The 16,639-nt window shown below is 73.6% G+C and carries 14 protein-coding genes; 8 read left to right on the top strand and 6 right to left on the bottom strand.

Annotation, left to right across the window (positions count from 1 at the left end; all coding sequences use genetic code 11):
- Positions 1 to 30: 30 nt before the first annotated feature.
- From EDD39_RS13420 to fabF, 5 genes are all read left to right on the top strand, one after another.
- On the top strand, positions 31 to 1,227 hold the full coding sequence (locus EDD39_RS13420; RefSeq protein ID WP_051816642.1) for a PucR family transcriptional regulator: 1,197 nt from the start codon (positions 31 to 33) through the stop codon (positions 1,225 to 1,227).
- Between the two features lie 90 nt (positions 1,228 to 1,317).
- On the top strand, positions 1,318 to 2,256 hold the full coding sequence (locus EDD39_RS13415; RefSeq protein ID WP_123555846.1) for an ACP S-malonyltransferase: 939 nt from the start codon (positions 1,318 to 1,320) through the stop codon (positions 2,254 to 2,256).
- Positions 2,253 to 3,281 carry a beta-ketoacyl-ACP synthase III gene (locus EDD39_RS13410; RefSeq protein WP_123555844.1) on the top strand — a complete coding sequence of 343 codons (1,029 nt, stop codon included), beginning with the start codon at positions 2,253 to 2,255 and terminating at the stop codon, positions 3,279 to 3,281. Before EDD39_RS13415 ends, EDD39_RS13410 begins: the two co-directional genes overlap by 4 nt.
- 82 nt (positions 3,282 to 3,363) lie before the next feature.
- Positions 3,364 to 3,606, top strand: coding sequence for an acyl carrier protein (locus EDD39_RS13405; protein ID WP_014135627.1), 243 nt, complete (start codon positions 3,364 to 3,366; stop codon positions 3,604 to 3,606).
- A gap of 105 nt (positions 3,607 to 3,711) precedes the next feature.
- Positions 3,712 to 4,980 carry a beta-ketoacyl-ACP synthase II gene (gene fabF, locus EDD39_RS13400; protein WP_123555842.1) on the top strand — a complete coding sequence of 423 codons (1,269 nt, stop codon included), beginning with the start codon at positions 3,712 to 3,714 and terminating at the stop codon, positions 4,978 to 4,980.
- A 56-nt stretch (positions 4,981 to 5,036) separates the two neighbouring features.
- Here the strand turns inward: fabF and EDD39_RS13395 are convergent, their stop codons facing one another.
- Complete coding sequence (locus EDD39_RS13395) at positions 5,037 to 5,531, bottom strand: DUF3145 domain-containing protein (RefSeq protein WP_030458573.1); 495 nt, start codon at positions 5,529 to 5,531, stop codon at positions 5,037 to 5,039.
- Between the two features lie 276 nt (positions 5,532 to 5,807).
- The gene (locus tag EDD39_RS13390) at positions 5,808 to 6,830 is read right to left on the bottom strand and encodes an NADP-dependent oxidoreductase (RefSeq protein ID WP_123555841.1); all 1,023 of its coding nucleotides are present in this window, start codon (positions 6,828 to 6,830) and stop codon (positions 5,808 to 5,810) included.
- Positions 6,831 to 6,921: 91 nt separating this feature from the next.
- Here EDD39_RS13390 and EDD39_RS13385 point away from each other — a divergent pair, with 91 nt between their 5' ends.
- Together EDD39_RS13385 and EDD39_RS13380 are read left to right on the top strand one after the other, a co-directional pair.
- Positions 6,922 to 7,413, top strand: coding sequence for a MarR family winged helix-turn-helix transcriptional regulator (locus EDD39_RS13385; RefSeq protein ID WP_123555839.1), 492 nt, complete (start codon positions 6,922 to 6,924; stop codon positions 7,411 to 7,413).
- A 173-nt stretch (positions 7,414 to 7,586) separates the two neighbouring features.
- A complete protein-coding gene (locus tag EDD39_RS13380; protein WP_123555837.1) occupies positions 7,587 to 9,200 on the top strand; it encodes an LCP family protein in 1,614 nt (537 codons plus the stop codon).
- Between the two features lie 30 nt (positions 9,201 to 9,230).
- Here EDD39_RS13380 and EDD39_RS13375 read toward each other — a convergent pair whose 3' ends face one another.
- The 3 genes from EDD39_RS13375 to EDD39_RS13365 all read right to left on the bottom strand — a co-directional run bounded on the left by EDD39_RS13375 (position 9,231) and on the right by EDD39_RS13365 (position 11,975).
- Complete coding sequence (locus EDD39_RS13375) at positions 9,231 to 10,124, bottom strand: 1-aminocyclopropane-1-carboxylate deaminase/D-cysteine desulfhydrase (RefSeq protein ID WP_123555835.1); 894 nt, start codon at positions 10,122 to 10,124, stop codon at positions 9,231 to 9,233.
- Between the two features lie 73 nt (positions 10,125 to 10,197).
- The gene (locus EDD39_RS13370) at positions 10,198 to 11,349 is read right to left on the bottom strand and encodes a YncE family protein (RefSeq protein WP_123555833.1); all 1,152 of its coding nucleotides are present in this window, start codon (positions 11,347 to 11,349) and stop codon (positions 10,198 to 10,200) included.
- Positions 11,346 to 11,975, bottom strand: a complete 630-nt coding sequence (locus EDD39_RS13365) for an ankyrin repeat domain-containing protein (protein WP_123555830.1) — start codon at positions 11,973 to 11,975, stop codon at positions 11,346 to 11,348. Before EDD39_RS13365 ends, EDD39_RS13370 begins: the two co-directional genes overlap by 4 nt.
- A 214-nt stretch (positions 11,976 to 12,189) precedes the next feature.
- On the opposite strand from EDD39_RS13365, the gene EDD39_RS13355 reads away from it, so the two are divergent.
- Positions 12,190 to 13,389 (top strand): IS110 family RNA-guided transposase, encoded by a 1,200-nt coding sequence (locus EDD39_RS13355; RefSeq protein WP_123555828.1) that lies wholly within the window; start codon positions 12,190 to 12,192, stop codon positions 13,387 to 13,389.
- A gap of 438 nt (positions 13,390 to 13,827) precedes the next feature.
- Here the strand turns inward: EDD39_RS13355 and EDD39_RS13350 are convergent, their stop codons facing one another.
- Positions 13,828 to 16,560, bottom strand: coding sequence for a PKD domain-containing protein (locus EDD39_RS13350; RefSeq protein WP_123555826.1), 2,733 nt, complete (start codon positions 16,558 to 16,560; stop codon positions 13,828 to 13,830).
- Between the last annotated feature and the right edge of the window lie 79 nt (positions 16,561 to 16,639).

The raw sequence follows: 16,639 nt of genomic DNA, 5'->3' as shown, positions 1-16,639 counted from the left end.
CGCCCGGCCGGGGTGCCGGGGCGGGGGCGGATGACGGCCGAGGAGCGCCGACTGGCCGCCGAGCGGGCGGAGTTGCGGGCGGCCACGCTGAAGCGGCTGGAGAAGTCGGCGGGGAAGCTGGCGTCCGCGGCGATCGCCCGGATGGACGACCAGTTGGCGTGGTACCGCCGGATGCCGCCGGAGCATCGCTCGTGGATCGGTCTGGTCGCGCAGGCGGGCATCGCGGCGTTCACCGAGTGGTACCGGCACCCGGAGGCGCCGCAGGCGATCTCCACGGACGTGTTCGGCACCGCGCCGCGGGAGTTGACCCGGGCGATCACGCTGCGGCAGACCGTGGAGCTGATCCGCACCACCATCGAGGTGATGGAGGAGGCCATCGGCGAGGTGGCCGCGCCCGGCGACGAGGCGGGGATGCGCGAGTCGGTGCTGGTCTACGCCCGGGAGATCGCCTTCGCCACCGCCCAGGTGTACGCGCAGGCCGCCGAGGCGCGCGGCGCGTGGGACGCCCGGCTGGAGGCGCTGGTGGTGAACTCGCTGCTGTCCGGGGACGCCGACGAGGGCGTGCTGTCCCGGGCGGCGGCGCTGGGCTGGGGGCAGCCGAGCCAGGTGCGGGTGGTGATGGGCAGCGCCCCGGACGGGGACAGCGAGCTGGTGGTGGAGGCGATCCGGCGGGCCGCCCGGTACGCGAAACTGCACGTCCTGACGGGTGTGTTGGGCCGCCGCCTGGTGGTGGTGGTCGGCGGCGACAAGGAGCCGGTGCACGCGGCCCGGGCGCTGATCGGGCAGTTCGCGCCGGGCCCGGTGGTGGTCGGTCCGACGGTCGGCGACCTGCTGTCGGCGACCCGCTCGGCGCACGCCGCCGCGCAGGGCCTGAAGGCGTGCGCGGCCTGGCCGGACGCGCCCCGCCCGGTGCTGGCGGACGACCTGCTGCCGGAACGGGCGCTGGCCGGCGACGAGGTGGCGCGCCGTCAGCTGGTGGAGGAGATCTACACACCCCTGGAGGAGGCCGGCTCGGCACTCCTGGAGACGCTGAGTGTCTATCTGGAGCAGGCGTCCTCCCTGGAGGGCGCGGCCCGGATGCTCTTCGTTCACCCGAACACCGTGCGCTACCGGCTGCGTCGTGTGACAGATGTCACCGGCTATGCTCCATCAGACGTACGTTCGGCATTCACCCTGCGCATCGCCCTTGCTCTGGGGCGTCTCGGTTCCGGGTCCGACCAGGGCTGAGCGAACTGTAGGGAATCCACAAGCTGACGTGCTTTTCTTCGTCATCGTCGCCTACCCGCCCCCGGGCGTCCGGCGAGAGAGGGTTGAACCGTGCTTGTTATCGTCGCCCCTGGACAGGGTGCCCAGACTCCCGGCTTCCTCAACCCCTGGCTCGAACTGGACGGCGCCGCCGACCGGCTCCGCCAGTGGTCGGCGACGGCCGGCCTCGACCTGGTGCACGCCGGTACCGAGGCCTCCGAGGAGGAGATCAAGGACACTGCCGTCGCCCAGCCGCTGCTGGTGGCGGCCGGCCTGGTGACCGCCGCGGCGCTGTTCCCGCAGGGCTTCGCCGGGCAGGTCGGCGCGGTCGCCGGCCACAGCGTCGGCGAGATCACCGCCGCGGCGCTGGCCGGAGTGCTGTCCGAGCAGGACGCGCTGGGCTTCGTCCGCGAGCGCAGCCTGGGCATGGCGCAGGCCGCGGCGCAGACCGCGACCGGCATGACCGCGGTGCTCGGCGGCGACCCGGAGGCGGTCGCCGCGAAGCTCGCCGAACACGGCGTGACCCCGGCGAACAACAACGGCGGCGGCCAGATCGTCGCGGCCGGCACGCTGGAGCAGCTGGCCGCGCTGAAGGCGGACCCGCCGGCCGGCGCGCGGCTGATCCCGCTGAAGGTCGCGGGCGCGTTCCACACCGCGCACATGGCCCCGGGCGTGGAGCGGCTGGAGAAGCTGGCCCCGACCCTGACCGCCTCGGACCCGGCCGTCGCGTACCTGTCGAACAAGGACGGCGAGGTGGTCGGCTCCGGCGCCGAGGTGCTCGCCCGCCTGGTCTCGCAGGTCTCCAACCCGGTCCGCTGGGACCTGTGCATGGAGACCCTGCAGCAGCTCGGCGCGACCGCCGTGATCGAGCTGTCCCCCGCCGGAACCCTCACCAACCTGGTCAAGCGCAACGTCAAGGGTGTCGCCACGCTGGCCCTGAAGACCCCCGCCGATCTCGACAAGGCCCGCGAACTCGTGGCCGAGCACGGCAACCAGGAGAAGAGCGCATGAGCGCAACCATCAGGCCGGCCACCGGCGCCCAGTACTCCCGCATCCACGGCGTGGGCGGCTACCGGCCGACCCGGGTGATCCCCAACTCCGAGGTCCTGAACTGGATCGACTCCTCGGACGAGTGGATCCGCACCCGCTCCGGGATCGCCGAGCGCCGCTGGGCCGGGCCGGAGGAGAGCGTCGCCGAGATGTCGGTGCAGGCCGCCGGCAAGGCCGTCGCGATGTCCGGCATCCGCCCGGAGCAGATCGGCGGCGTGATCGTCGCCACCGTCTCGCACCTGAAGCAGACCCCGGCGATCGCCACCGAGATCGCCCAGCGGCTCGGCTGCGGCACCGCCCCGGCGTTCGACATCTCGGCCGCCTGCGCGGGCTTCGGCTACGGCCTGAGCCTGGCCGACGGCATGGTGCGCGGCGGCAGCGCCGAGTACGTGCTGGTGATCGGCGTGGAGCGGCTGTCCGACCTGACCGACGTCACCGACCGGTCGACCGCGTTCATCTTCGGCGACGGCGCGGGCGCCGCGATCGTCGGGCCCTCCGACACCCCCGGCATCGGCCGGGTGATCTGGGGCTCGGACGGCTCGCAGGCCGACGTGATCTCGCAGACCCAGGCCTGGGACACCGCGTTCGCCAAGCCGGACGCCGTCAACGGCGCGGGCGAGGAGATCAAGTGGCCGGCCCTGCGGATGGAGGGCCAGACGGTCTTCCGCTGGGCGGTGTACGACATGGCGAAGGTCGCCGAGCAGGCCCTGGAGGCCGCCGGGATCACCGCCGACCAGCTCGGCGCGTTCATCCCGCACCAGGCCAACATGCGGATCATCGACGCGATGGTCAAGAAGCTGGACCTGCCCCCCAACGTCCCGGTGGCCCGCGACATCGCGGAGACCGGCAACACCTCCGCCGCCTCCATTCCGCTCGCCATGGAGCGGATGCTGGAGCGCGGCGAGGCCAAGAGCGGCGACCTGGCGCTGATCATCGGCTTCGGTGCCGGTCTGGTCTACGCGGCCGCGGTCGTTACGCTCCCCTAGGCGTTCTTCCCCGCCCCACCCCTGGAAACCCGCGTCGGTCCGCCGGACCGCACGCTGTCAACACCGAGAAGGAGCAGCCGATATGGCTACCCGCGAAGAGGTTCTCGAAGGTCTCGCCGAGATCGTGAACGAGATCGCCGGCATCCCCACCGAGGACGTCGCGCTCGACAAGTCCTTCACCGATGACCTGGACGTCGACTCGCTGTCCATGGTCGAGGTCGTCGTCGCCGCCGAGGAGCGCTTCGGCGCGAAGATCCCGGACGACGAGGTCAAGAACCTCAAGACCGTGGGCGACGCGGTGGACTTCATCGTCGCCAACGTCTGACCTGCCGTCAGGCTCCCGGTCGGGGCGCGCGGGTCGCGCCCCGACCGGCCCCCTTTCCCGCCGGCCCCCCGGTCCTCCCCGCAGATGTGAGAGAAGAAGAAACCAGTGACTGCTGAAAACCGCACCGTGGTCGTCACGGGTATCGGCGCCTTCACGCCGCTGGGCGGCGACGCCGCCACTTTCTGGGAGGGCCTGCTGTCCGGCAAGTCCGGCGTGCGTGCCCTCACCGAGGACTGGGCGGCCGACCTGCCGGTCCGGATCGCCGCCCGGGTGGCCGTCGAGCCCGGCGAGATCCTGCCCCGCCCGCTGGCCCGCAAGCTGGACCGCTCGGCCCAGTTCGCGCTGATCGCCGCCCGCGAGGCCTGGAAGGACGCCGGCTACCGGGCGCCCGCCACCGACGACTCCAACGAGCTGGCCCCCGAGCGCCTGGGCGCGGTCATCGCCTCCGGCATCGGCGGCGTCACCACCCTGCTCGACCAGTACGATGTGCTCAAGGAGCAGGGCGTCCGCAAGGTCTCCCCGCACACCGTCCCGATGCTGATGCCCAACTCCCCGGCGGCCAACGTCGGCCTGGAGGTCGGCGCCCGCGCGGGCGTGCACACCCCCGTCTCCGCCTGCGCCTCCGGCGCCGAGGCGATCGGCTACGCGATCGAGATGATCCGCACCGGCCGCGCCGACGTGGTCGTGGCCGGCGGCACCGAGGCCGCGGTCCACCCGCTGCCGATCGTCGCCTTCTCCAACATGATGGCGATGTCCAAGAACAACGAGGACCCGCAGCACGCCTCCCGCCCGTACGACAAGGCCCGCGACGGCTTCGTGCTCGGCGAGGGCGCGGGCGTGATCGTGCTGGAGTCCGCCGAGCACGCGGCCGCCCGCGGCGCCCGGGTCTACTGCGAGGCCATCGGCCAGGGCCTGTCCTCGGACGCCCACCACATCGCCCAGCCCGAGCCGACCGGTGCCGGCGTGGCCCGCGCCATCGACGACCTGTTCGCCCGCAACGAGCTGGACAAGTCGGAGGTCGTGCACGTCAACGCGCACGCCACCTCGACCCCGCAGGGCGACACCGCCGAGATCAAGGCGCTGCGCCGCACCCTGGGCGAGCACCTCGACCACGTGGCGATCTCCGCCACCAAGTCGATGACCGGCCACCTGCTGGGCGGCGCCGGCGGCATCGAGACCGTCGCCACCGTGCTGGCCCTGTACAACCGGATCGCCCCGCCCACGGTCAACGTGGTCGACCTGGACGACGACATCGACGCCGACATCGTCCGCGACGAGGCCCGCAAGCTGCCGGTCGAGGGTCGGATCGCCGCCCTCAACAACTCCTTCGGCTTCGGCGGCCACAACGTGGTGCTGGCCTTCCGCACCGTCTGACGCGAGCGCCCGTGAGGGGGGTGCGGGGGCCCGGCCCCCGCACCCCCCTCACGCGTTCACACCACCTGGTGCAGCCAGCGCACCGGCGCGCCCTCGCCCGCGTACCGGAACGGCTCCAGCTCGTCGTCCCAGGGCTTGCCGAGCAGCTTGGCGATCTCCGACTCCAGGTCGCCGCCCTCGTTGCGGGCCCGCAGCAGCACGGCGCGCAGCCGGTCCTCCGGGATCAGGATGTCGCCGTGGATGCCGGTGACGGCGTGGAAGATGCCGAGCGCGGGCGTGGAGGAGTACCGCTCGCCCTCCGCCGTGGCGCAGGGCTCGCTGGTCACCTCGTACCGCAGCAGCTGCCAGCCGCGCAGCGCGGAGGCGAGCTTGGAGGCGGCGCCGGGCTCCCCCTGCCAGGAGAGTTCGGACCGCCAGTGCCCGGGCGCGGCGGGCTGCCTGATCCAGTCGAGGTTGATCCGCACCCCGAGCACCCCCGCGACCGCCCACTCGACGTGCGGGCACAGCGCGCGGGGCGCGGAGTGGATGTAGAGCACACCACGTGTCGTCACCGGGACCTCCTGGCTGTGGACGAGGGTCGCCTTCCCCAGCTGCCTCGCTCCGTCGCCGGTGGGTCCTGATCAGTGGCTACCCCGGGGAGCTCAACTTATTCGACATTAGGTCATCAAATCGAGCAAAACGGACAAGCTTTCACCCCATGCTAGTCGGTTCGCCCGAGAGGTCTACCCCCACGGCCCCCACCTCCCCCGAACGGCCGCACGCGTGCGCCCCCGCCGCGGATCGCGCTCCGGCGGGGGCGTGCTGACGGTCCGACAGGCGACGCGGCGTCAGACCGCGACCACCATCTTCCCGGTGTTGGCGCCGCGCAGCATGCCGATGAAGGCGTCGGCGGCGTTCTCCACGCCCTCGACCACGGTCTCGTCGGAGCGCAGCTCGCCGCTGCGCAGCCAGCCGCCGACCTCGGCGGCGAACTGCCCGCGCAGCGCGGCGTGGTCGCCGACGATCATGCCCTGCAGGCGCAGCCGCTTGCCGATGGCGAGCGCCAGGTTGCGCGGGCCGGCCGGGGCGGAGGTGTCGTTGTACTGGGCGATGGCGCCGCACAGGGTGACCCGGCCGTGCACGTTGAGCGCGCCGATCGCGGCCTCCAGGTGCTCGCCGCCGACGTTGTCGAAGTACACGTCGATGCCCTCGGGGGCGGCCGCGGCGAGCTGCTCGGCGACCGGGCCGGCCTTGTAGTCGAACGCGGCGTCGAAGCCGTACTCCTCGACCAGGGTGGCGACCTTCTCGGCGGAGCCGGCCGAGCCGATGACCCGCTTCGCGCCCTTGAGCCGGGCGATCTGCCCGACCAGCGAGCCGACCGCGCCGGCCGCGCCGGAGACGAAGACGGTGTCGCCCTCCTTGAACGAGGCGACCTCCAGCAGCCCGGCGTACGCGGTCAGCCCGGGCATCCCCAGCACGCCCAGGTAGGCGGAGAGCGGGGCGAGCTCCGGGTCGACCTTGACGGCGTGCGCGGCGTCCAGCGTCGCGTACTCGCGCCAGCCCAGCCCGTGCAGCACGGCGTCGCCGACCGCGAAGCCCTCGGCGGCGGAGGCCACCACGTACCCGACCGCCCCGCCGTCCATCGGCGCGCCCAGCGCGTACGGCGGGACGTAGGACTTCACGTCGTTCATCCGGCCGCGCATGTACGGGTCGACCGAGAGGTAGGCGTTGCGCACCGTGATCTCGCCGGGGCCGGGCTGCCGGACCGGTGCCTCGACCAGGGCGAAGTCCGCGGGGACGGGCCAGCCCTGCGGGCGCGCGGCCAGGTGCCACTCGCGGCCGGTGGCGGGGAGGGCGTGCTGCTCTGCCATCACATACTCCTGAGGGTGAAATATTCAGCAACTAAAGCAATCGTGGGGATGAAAGGTTCACGTTGTCAAATGTTCAGTTAGACTCGAACGCATGGAACAGCGGGAGGAGCAGGCCATGACGCAGGAGCGGGTGCCGACCGCCGACCCGATCACGCTGGAGGTCGTCGACCTGATGGCGCGCCTGGTCGGCCTCTTCCACCGCGAGTACGAGGAGGCCGCGGCCGCCCGCTCGCTCACCGGCGCCCAGGCCAAGGTGCTGGCCCTGCTCCGGCGCGGGCCGATGCCGATGCGGCACATCGCCCAGACCCTCTCCTGCGAGCCGTCCAACATCACCGGCATCGTCGACCGGCTGGAGGGGCGCGGCTTCGTCACCCGGGAGTCCGACCCGCAGGACCGCCGGGTCAAGCTGGTGGTCGCCACCGACTCCGGCCGCGCCGCCTCCGCCGAACTGCGCGAGTCGCTGAACTTCGCCCGCGAACCGCTGGCCGCCCTCGAAGGCGACGAACGCGCCCAACTGCGCGACCTGCTGCGGCGGATGCTCGACTCCACCGGCACTCCCCCGGCCCCCGAACAGGGCCGCTGAGCTGCCCGGTTCCACCGGCTCGAAAAAACTCTCGAAAAAGATGGTTCGCGTGTAACCATTCCGTCCGCCGAACCGTCCAAGTAGTGACGAGTGCCGATCCGCAGTGCGGCGGATCAGCCGAGTGCCTGCCCTCGGGCACCAGTTGCCGCTGCGCGCAGAGAGACCGCCGACCGATGACCGACGCCAAGCAGAAGGCCGCCCCGAACCGCTCCCGCGGCCGCCGAATAGCCCGGGGCCTGGGAGCCACCGCCGCCGCACTCGTCGTCGCCGCAGCCGGCACCGGAGCCTGGTACTACCAGCGGCTCGACCACAACATCACGACCTTCGCACCCGAGGGCATCGCCTCCAGCCGCCCCCCGGTCGCCACTCCCGCGCCCACCGGCGGACGCCCCGTCAACATCCTGCTGCTCGGCTCCGACACCCGCGACGACGGCAACAGCTCGCTGGGCGGCGGCGACGAGGGCGTGGGCCACTCCGACACCGCGATCCTGCTGCACGTCTACGCCGATCACAAGCACGCCGTCGGTGTGTCGATACCCCGCGACACCCTGGTCACCATCCCGCCCTGCCTGCTGCCCAGCGGCAAGTGGAGCCAGAGCCGGACCAACCAGATGTTCAACTCCGCCTTCACCATCGGCGAGTTCAAGGCCGGCAACCCGGCCTGCACGCAGAACACCGTCGAGGCGCTGACCGGCCTGCGGGTCGACCACACCCTGGTGGTCGACTTCAAGGGCTTCGCCGCCATCACCAGCGCCGTCGGCGGCGTCGACGTCTGCGTCCCCAACGACGTGGACTCGTACGGGATCCACCTCACCAAGGGCCGGCAGACCGTCTCCGGGCAGCAGGCCGTGGACTACGTCCGGGCGCGGCACGGCCTCGGCGACAGCTCCGACATCGGCCGGATGCTCCGCCAGCAGGCCTTCATGTCCTCGCTGATCAAGAAGGTGCAGGGCAGGGGCTTCGACCTGACCACCCTGCTGCCGCTGGCCGACGCCGCCACCAGGTCGCTCACCGTCGACCCCGAACTCGGCTCCCCCTACAAGCTCGCCGAGTTCGCCCAGTCCCTCCAGGACATCCAGCTCTCCGACATCCAGTTCGTCACCCTCCCCTGGCGCTTCCAGGGCGCCCGGGTCGCCGTGGTCGAACCCGACGCGAGCATCCTGTGGAACCTGCTGCGCCAGGACCGCACCCTCGACGGCCACCCCACCGGCGACGCGGGCGCGAGCGCGAACCCGGCGGCGAGCACGAGTCCGGGGGCGGGCGCGGGCCTCGAACCGGGCCCCGGAGCCTCGCCCTCCGCGACGGCCACCGCCACTGCGACCGCGAGCGCGAGCGCGACCGCGAGCGCGACGGCCGATCCGGGCGGCGCGGCGACGCTGGACGTGCCCGTCACCGTGCACAACGCCGCCAAGACGGCCGGGTTGGCCGGCCGCACCGCGCTCGCGCTGCGCGGCAACGGCTACACCGACATCACCATCGGCGCCAACACCCCGGCCCGCCGCACCACCCTGATCGAGTACGCCCCCGCCCAGCGCGCCGCCGCCGAGCACCTCGCCCAGCTCTACCCCGGCGCCGAACTCCGCAGCACCGCCACCGACAGCATCGTGCTCACCCTCGGCCAGGACCGCGCCGACACCCCCGGCCTGCCCGACGGCACCGCCCAGGACGACACCGCGGGCCTCGGCGGCGCCTCCCCCAGCGCCCTGCCCTCCGCCATCCCGTCCGGCATCACCGACAACACCCGCCCCGCCGACGCCGACCTCTGCAGCGACCTCAACTTCGGCTGACCGCCCGCCCCCGGTCCGCGACCGGGGGTCTCAGCCCACCGGGTCGGGCAGCCCCGTCACCACCACCGTCACCCGGCACCCCCGCAACTCGCCCGCCCGCAGCAGGCCGTACACCGCCCACAGCGCTTTCGCCACGTACCGGCGCTCCACCGGCACTCCGTACGCGGTCCCGAACCACGAGGCGAATCGTTCCAGCTCCGGTGGCACCCGGCCGTAGCCGCCGCCGTGCCAGCCGTGCACCAGCTGCCAGTTGGGGAACTCCCGGCCGTAGCCGGCCCGGTGCAGGGCCGTCACCTCGGCCTCCAGGTAGCCCTCGCCGCGGAGCACCGCCACTCCGAGCGCCCGCGGGCCGGCCGGCAGCCCCGCCGCGATCCCGGCCAGGGTGCCGCCGGTGCCGACCGGGCAGCACACCACGTCCCGGGGGCCGAAGTCCGGGAGGGCACCGGCGAGTTCCGCCGCGGTCACCGCGGCACCGCGCACCGCCAGGCCGTTGGAACCGCCCTCCGGCAGCACGTAGTACCCGGCCCGCCGCTCCTGCCCGCCGCCCGCCAGCGCCCGGTAGGCGGAGCGCTCGACGAACTCCAGCACCATTCCGTCCCGTTCGGCCCGGGCCAGCGACCAGTTGCGCGGCTGCCCGGCGAGTTCCGCCCCGCGGATCACGCCGGTGCTGGCCAGCCCGAGCCCCCGGGCGGCGGCCGCCACCGCCCGCACGTGCGTGGAGTACGCCCCTCCGTAGGTGAGCAGCCCCCGGGCGCCGTCCGCCACCGCCCGCTCCAGGTTCGGCGCGAGCTTGCGCCACTTGTTGCCGGGCACGCTCGGGTGCGCCAGGTCGTCCCGCTTCAGCCACAGTTCCGCGCCCGCAGCGGCGAACTCCGGGTCGTCGACCGGCGTCAACGGCGTGGGCAGCGCGGCGGCAGGAAGCATCCGCCCACCCTAGGGCCTGCCCGCCGCCCGCCGAGCCGGGCCTGGCCAGGCCCGGCCAGCTCCGGCCTGATCGTCAGAGCACCGCCACCCCCAGGGGGCGGTGGCCGGCCTCCAGGCGGTGGGTGGTGCCGGTGTCGAGGTCGACCAGGGTGATGCCGTCCCAGTAGCCGTCCCGGGTGAAGCCGCCGGTGACGTAGGCCGTCCGCCCGTCCGCGGAGAGGGCCACGTTCTCGTGCGGGGTGCCGAGCGGGTAGACCCGTTCGGTGCCGTCGGGGTTGCGGACCGTCAGGCTGGGGCCCCGGTCGTCGCCGGTGATCGGGCCGGAGCCGACCACCAGCAGCCGTCCGTCCGGGGCGATTGTGACGCCGTGCTGGTGGGTGTCGGCGGTCATCGGTTCGATCTCGACCCGGCCGGTGGCCGGGTCGACCACGGCGAGGCGCTCGCCCTCGAAGGGCAGCAGCAGCTTGCCGTCGCTCGGCCGGACCGCCGTGTAGTGCGGCTTCAGCCAGGAGCCGAGGCCGCCCTTCGTGCCGTAGGGGGCGACCTGGATCCGCCGGGTGGCCAGGCCGTCCGCCGCGACCACCGTCACGTCGAAGGAGTCGTGGCCGGTCGCGTAGACCTCCCGCCCGTCCCGCGAGACGTCGACGTCGAAGGGCCGCCGGCCGACCGGGGCCACCCCGGTGACCTCGCCCTTCGCGGTGTCGACGACCTCCAGCACGCCGTTGCCCCCCGGTACGTTCACGCCGACGTACAGCCGGGTGCCGTCGGGCGACAGGGCCAGGCCCATGCCGCCGCCCCGGTACTCGCCGGTGCCCGCCGGCCCGGTCTGCGTCCGGTACGGGATGCTCCGGACCAGGTTGCGCGCCCGGGTGTCGACCTCGGCGACGCCCTCCGCGGTGCTCACCCAGGCGTGCCCGTCCGGCCCGACCGCCACCGCGTACGGCGCCGTGCCGACCCGCACCGAGCCGATCGCACCGCGCGCCGGGTCGACGAACGTCGCGGTGTCGGCCCCGAAGTCGGCCACCAGCAGCGTCCCGGCCGGGGTGGGTTCCGCGGCGGCCTCCGGGGCCGGTGCCCCGGCCGGGGCGGCCGCCGTCGGGCGGGGTGCGGCCGGGGCTCCGGCCGCACCGTCGCCGTCCGGGGCGGCGCAGCCGGCCAGCAGCACGGCCAGCACCGGTGCGGCCGCCAGCAGCAGCGGGCCGGTGCACCTGCGGCGGGCGGTCACCGGGGGCCTCCGCTCTCGTGTCCCGTCCGGGCCTCGGCCTCGCGGAGCAGGGCGGCGAGGACGTCGAAGCCGCGCCGTTCGGCGTGCCGCAGCGGGGTCACGCCCTCGGCGTCGGCGAGCCGCGGGGAGGCGCCCGCGGCGAGCAGCAGCCGGACGACCTCGGCGTGCGCGCGGCCGCCGTCGCCGAGGATCACGGCCTCCAGCAGGGCCGTCCAACCCAGCCGGTTGACGTGGTCGACGTCGATGTCGGTCTCCGCGAGCACGGCCCGCACGTAGCCGGCGTGGCCGCGTTCGGCGGCGGGGATCAGGCTCACCCCGCCGAACCGGTTGGTCAGCCCGAAGTCCGGCCCGGCGGGGAGCAGGGCGCGCATCATCGGCACGCTGCCGGTGACGCCGGTGACCAGCCAGGGGCTGTCCTCCCGCGCGTCCTGCGCGTCCGGGTCCGCCCCGGCGGCGACCAGGAGTTCGGCGACGGGCACCCGGTCGGCGAGCGCGGCCAGCAGCAGCGCCGTCCGCCCGTCCGGATCGCGGGCCTCCACGTTGGCGCCCTCCGCCAGGGCGGCCCGGGCGGCGTCGAGGTCGCCGGTGTGCGCGGCGGTGAGCAGGCGTCGGTCGTTGGCGGTCATCACGGTCCTCCGTAAGGTGTTGGTCGGCCCGGGAGGGCCGGATGTGGCTAACGGTTCTCTGCCTTCAGTGGCTTGCGAGGAGTGGCCGTCCGGCTCTTCGGGGTGCCCTGGCTGCTGATTGAGATGTGCGCGCTGTGTGCGGTCGCTGTTTACGGAGACGACGGCGGGGTGTTCCTCGGGCCGATGGAATGCAGGCGGGATCGAGGAGGGGCGAGTGGGAGAGCGAAGTGCCCGTGCTTGGGCGGGTGTTGACGCCGGCAAGGGCCATCACTGGGCGGCCGTGGTCGACGAGGCCGGCACAACGCTGTGGTCGAAGAAGATCGTCAACGACGAGACGGCGATCCTGACCGCGCTCGGCGAAATCCTGGAGCTGGCCGAGCAGGTCCACTGGGCGGTGGACATCTCCGGCACCGCCTCGGCACTGCTGCTGGCCCTGCTCGCCGCCCACGGCCAGCAGGCCGTCTACGTGCCCGGACGCACCGTCAACCGCATGGCCGGCGCCTACCGGGGCGAGGCGAAGACCGACGCCCGCGACGCCTACGTCATCGCCGAAACCTCCCGTCAGCGATGGGACTTCGCCGCGATCGAGGTGCCCGCCCAGCTCGCGGCGGACCTCGCACTGCTGACTGCGCACCGATCGGACCTGGTCGCCGACCGCGTGCGGATGATCAACCGGCTCCGCGACGTGCTCACCGGCATCTTCCCCGCCCTGGAACGGGCCTTCGACTACTCCGCGCACAAGGGCGCCCTGGTCCTGCTGACCGGCTACCAGACCCCGGCCGCTCTGCGCCGCCGGGGCCGGGCCCGGCTGACGGCCTGGCTCGCCAACCGGAGCGTGCGCGGCGCCGACGCGGTCGCCGCGACCGCTTTGGAGGCCGCCGAGGCCCAGCGCACCGTGCTGCCCGGCGAGGACGTCGCCGCCGCGATCGTGGCCGACCTCGCCGCGCAGATCCTGGCGCTGGACGACCGGTTGAAGCGGATCGACAAGCAGATCCGCGACACCTTCCGTGCCCACCCGCAGGCCGAGATCATCGAGTCCCTGCCCGGCATCGGGCCGGTACTCGGCGCCGAGCTCGTCGTCGCCGCCGGGGACCTGGCCGCCTACGCGGACGCCGGCCACCTCGCCTCGGCGGCCGGGCTGGTGCCCGTCCCCCGCGATTCCGGTCGCCGCACCGGCAACATGCACCGGCCGAAACGCTACAGTCGCCGCCTGCGACGGGTGTTCTACATGTCCGCGCAGACCAGCATCATGCGGGACGGGCCGAACCGGGACTTCTACCTCAAGAAGCGCGCCGAGGGCTGCAAGCACGTCCAGGCGATCATCGCCCTCGCCCGCCGCCGGGTCAGCGTCCTGTGGGCGCTCCTGCGCGACAATCGGATCTTCACCCCCGTTCTGGACGCGCAGGCAGCTTGACTCGGTCATTGAGACTCCTCCTGAGGGACGGCAGGTACAGCACGGAATGCCTCAACGGTTGCGGGGGCGACGGGCGGGGGCGGCGGTGCGGCAGTGCGACGGGCGAGTTCGGTGTGCTGCCTCCATGGTGGCCCCGCCCCCGGCCGTGCTTCGTCGGCGAACCGGCCAGTCCTGACGAGCATTCCGGTGGACCCCGGCATCATCCGATCGGTCGATGCGCGACCGCCCCCGGCCGCGTTCCCGCAGCCCGGCCCGTTCCCCTGCCCACTGCCCACTGCCCACTGCCGGCCATGGACACCCAACGCCCCGAGGAACCCCGTCCCGAGCACCCCGAAGGCCCCCCGCGCGACTGCGCGGGGGGCCTTCGGGGTGCCGCCGGGTTCTCGTGCGGGGTGAGGTCCTCGGGTCAGGGGCAGCAGGGGAGGGGGCGGGCGCCGGTCACCGGCCCGCCACGCTGAGGTCGACGACCAGGCTCCGGCCGTTCGGGTCCGTCGGGCCGGCCGCGTAGGGGCCGTCGACCCGGTCCGCCCTGGTCCAGCGGCCGAGGGTGTAGTTGCCGTCGGCGTTCATGATCTGGTTGCCGGCGGTGAGGCCGAACACCCGCAGGGAGTTGCCGGTGCCGGCGGCGGCGACCCGGGTGAGGGCGGGCAGGCCGGTCCCCGCCGTGATGTTGCCCCAGTTGGTCCAGCGGCCGGCCGCGTAGTCGCCGCCCGCCTCGTAGACCTTGCCGTCCGCCAGCGCGACGACGTGGAACTTCGAGCCGGGGGTGGCGGCCGCCGCCACCTGGGTGGTGGTGCCGGGGAGCCGGCCGACCGCGGCCGTCAACTCGCCGCCGCTCCACCGGCCGCGGCCGTAGTCGCCGTCGCCGACCCGGATCCGGCCGTCCGAGCTGAGCATCGCCACGTGCATGACGTTGCCGATCGAGGCGGCGGCGGCACTGGTCACGTCGCCGGGGTAGCCGAGCGTCCCCGTGATGTCGCCCCAGGGGGACCACTTCCAGGACCCCCGGTCCACCGAGGTCTCGTAGACCCGGCCCTTGGCGACGGCGACCAGGTGGATGGTGTTGCCGATGGCGGTGGCCGAGAGCTGGGTGATGCCGGGCAGCGGGCCCGCCGAGTTCGCCGCCGTCACCTCGTACCACTGGTCCCAGGCGCCGCGCTTCAGGTAGCCGTCGTCCGGCCCCAGGTTCCGGTCGGCGTAGAGCACCCGGCCGTCCCGGGCCAGCGAGAACAGCCGCAGGTGCTGGTCCTCGGCGATCACCGCGGCGGAGACGGTGCCGCTCGGGGTGGGCAGGCCGGTGGTCCGGACCGGCGTGAACGGCGCCCAGCGGCCCAGGGTGTAGTTGGCGCCGCTGCCGACCGGCGGGTAGCCGTCCTTGTCGAAGGCGAACAGCTGCACCCGCTCGCCCTCGGCGATCGAGGCGTCGTACCCGGAGCTGGCGATCTTCACCGTCTTGCGGACCACAGTGGTCCGCTGGCCCTGGTCGCCGGCGGTTACGGTGATCTGGTAGGTGCCGGGGGCCTGGTACCGGTGGTAGACGGCCTGCTGGGTGGGCGCCGGGAAGTCGGACTCGTTGTCGCCGTAGTCCACCCGGTAGCCCACGCCCAGGAGGTACGGCGAGCTGATCTTCGTGACGACGCTGACGCCGAGCACGTCGTCCGGCGTCGCCGCCACGTCGACGGCCAGGTCGCCCGCGGGCTTGACCTCGACCTGCTGGGGCTGCGAGGTCGACGCCGCGCCCTGGGTGTCGGTCGCGGTGACCGACGCCGTGTAGGAGCCGGGCGTGGTGTAGGTGTGCTGGACGGTCGGCGTGGCCGAGTCCACCGAGGTGCCGTCGCCGAAGACGAAGTGGTAGTTGGCCTGCGCGAAACCCCACCGGTTCCACGCGTTGGCCTGCGCGGTGACCGTGAACGGGGCCGGGCCCTGCAGCATCGGCGGCTGGGCGGTCAGCAGGAGACCGGCGGGGGTCTGGCCGGACAGCTCGTAGGCGCCCCGGTCGCGGACGCCCCCGGTGTTGGGGACGTCCGGGTCGTCGGTCGGCTTCACGCCGAGCAGGTCGGTGCCCACGCCGGGCGCGTCCGGATCGGTCGAGTCGATCCAGGCGGTCGCGCCCGCGGTCACGGAGGCCGGCAGCCGCAGCTCGCCGGAGCCCGGGTCGGTGAACGAGAAGGCGGCGTGGACGTCGTGCCCGGCCTGCCCGGGCTGCGCGGCGGTGAACTCGGCGGCGGTCGGGTACTTCGTCCCGGCCCAGGCGTACGCGGAGCCGCCCGACCAGGGGTGGAGCAGGTTGTAGTCGACCTTGGAGCCGCTCACCGACCCGGCGGAGACGGCGATCTCGGCCTCCCCGCGGGCGTCCGGGCCGGTGCCGCAGGTCGGGGCCACCGCGCCTTCGCCGTCGGCCTTGACCAGGTTGTTCTCGATCACCGCGCCCGGCGAGGCGCCGTCGATCCGCACGGCCTCCCCGCAGGGGGACACGATGGTGTTGTTGGTGACCGCGGTCCGCGGCGCGTCCGCGGCGGTGACCGCCGCGGTGCCGGTCCGGTCGAACTGGTTGGCGCTGACCAGCACGTCGTGGGCGCCGGCCCCGATCTGCAGGCCGCCGGTGGTGGTGAAGCGGTTGCGGGCGACCGTCAGGTCGCCGCTGTCACCGGAGATCCGGACGCTCGGGCCGCCGGTCCCGGCGAAGAACCGGTTCTGGTCGAGCGTCACCCGGGAGGAGTCCCGGACGCTGACCACCGGCACCGCCCCGGCGTCCCGGTGCCGGACCGAGAAGCCGCGCACCACCACGTCGTGCACGCCCGCCAGCGTGATGCCCTCGGCACTCCCCCCCGGGTACACGATCGGCGGGATGCCCTGCTCGCCGGGCACCATGCCGAGGAAGGTGATCGGCTGCTCCGGCGTACCGGAGCGGTCGATCGTCACCGTCTCGGAGTAAGTGCCGGACCCGGCGGCGACCTTGACGGTCTGTCCGGGCCGGACGACCGCCGCCGCGGCCGAGATGGTGCAGTACGGGTTCGCCTCGGTACCGGTGCCGGCGTCCGTACAGGAGACGGAGGCCCTGTTGACGTACAGGGTGCTCCCGGCGGTCGCGGCCGAGGCCGGGACCGCCGGGAAGGCGAGGACGGAGGTCGCCGCGGCGACGGTGAGGGCGGCGGACTGGCGCAGGCGCACGAACGGGCTCCCGGGAAGGGTAAAGGATGTTCAAAAAGCGGCTCAGCTTCTCACTCGAACACCCTTGCGGTCGAGCCTG

It is taken from the genome of Kitasatospora cineracea (genome assembly GCF_003751605.1).
Classification (GTDB): Bacteria; Actinomycetota; Actinomycetes; order Streptomycetales; family Streptomycetaceae; genus Kitasatospora; species Kitasatospora cineracea.
The sequence above is the reverse complement of the archived record's forward strand: the minus strand, read 5'-3'. Positions and strand labels throughout refer to the sequence as shown.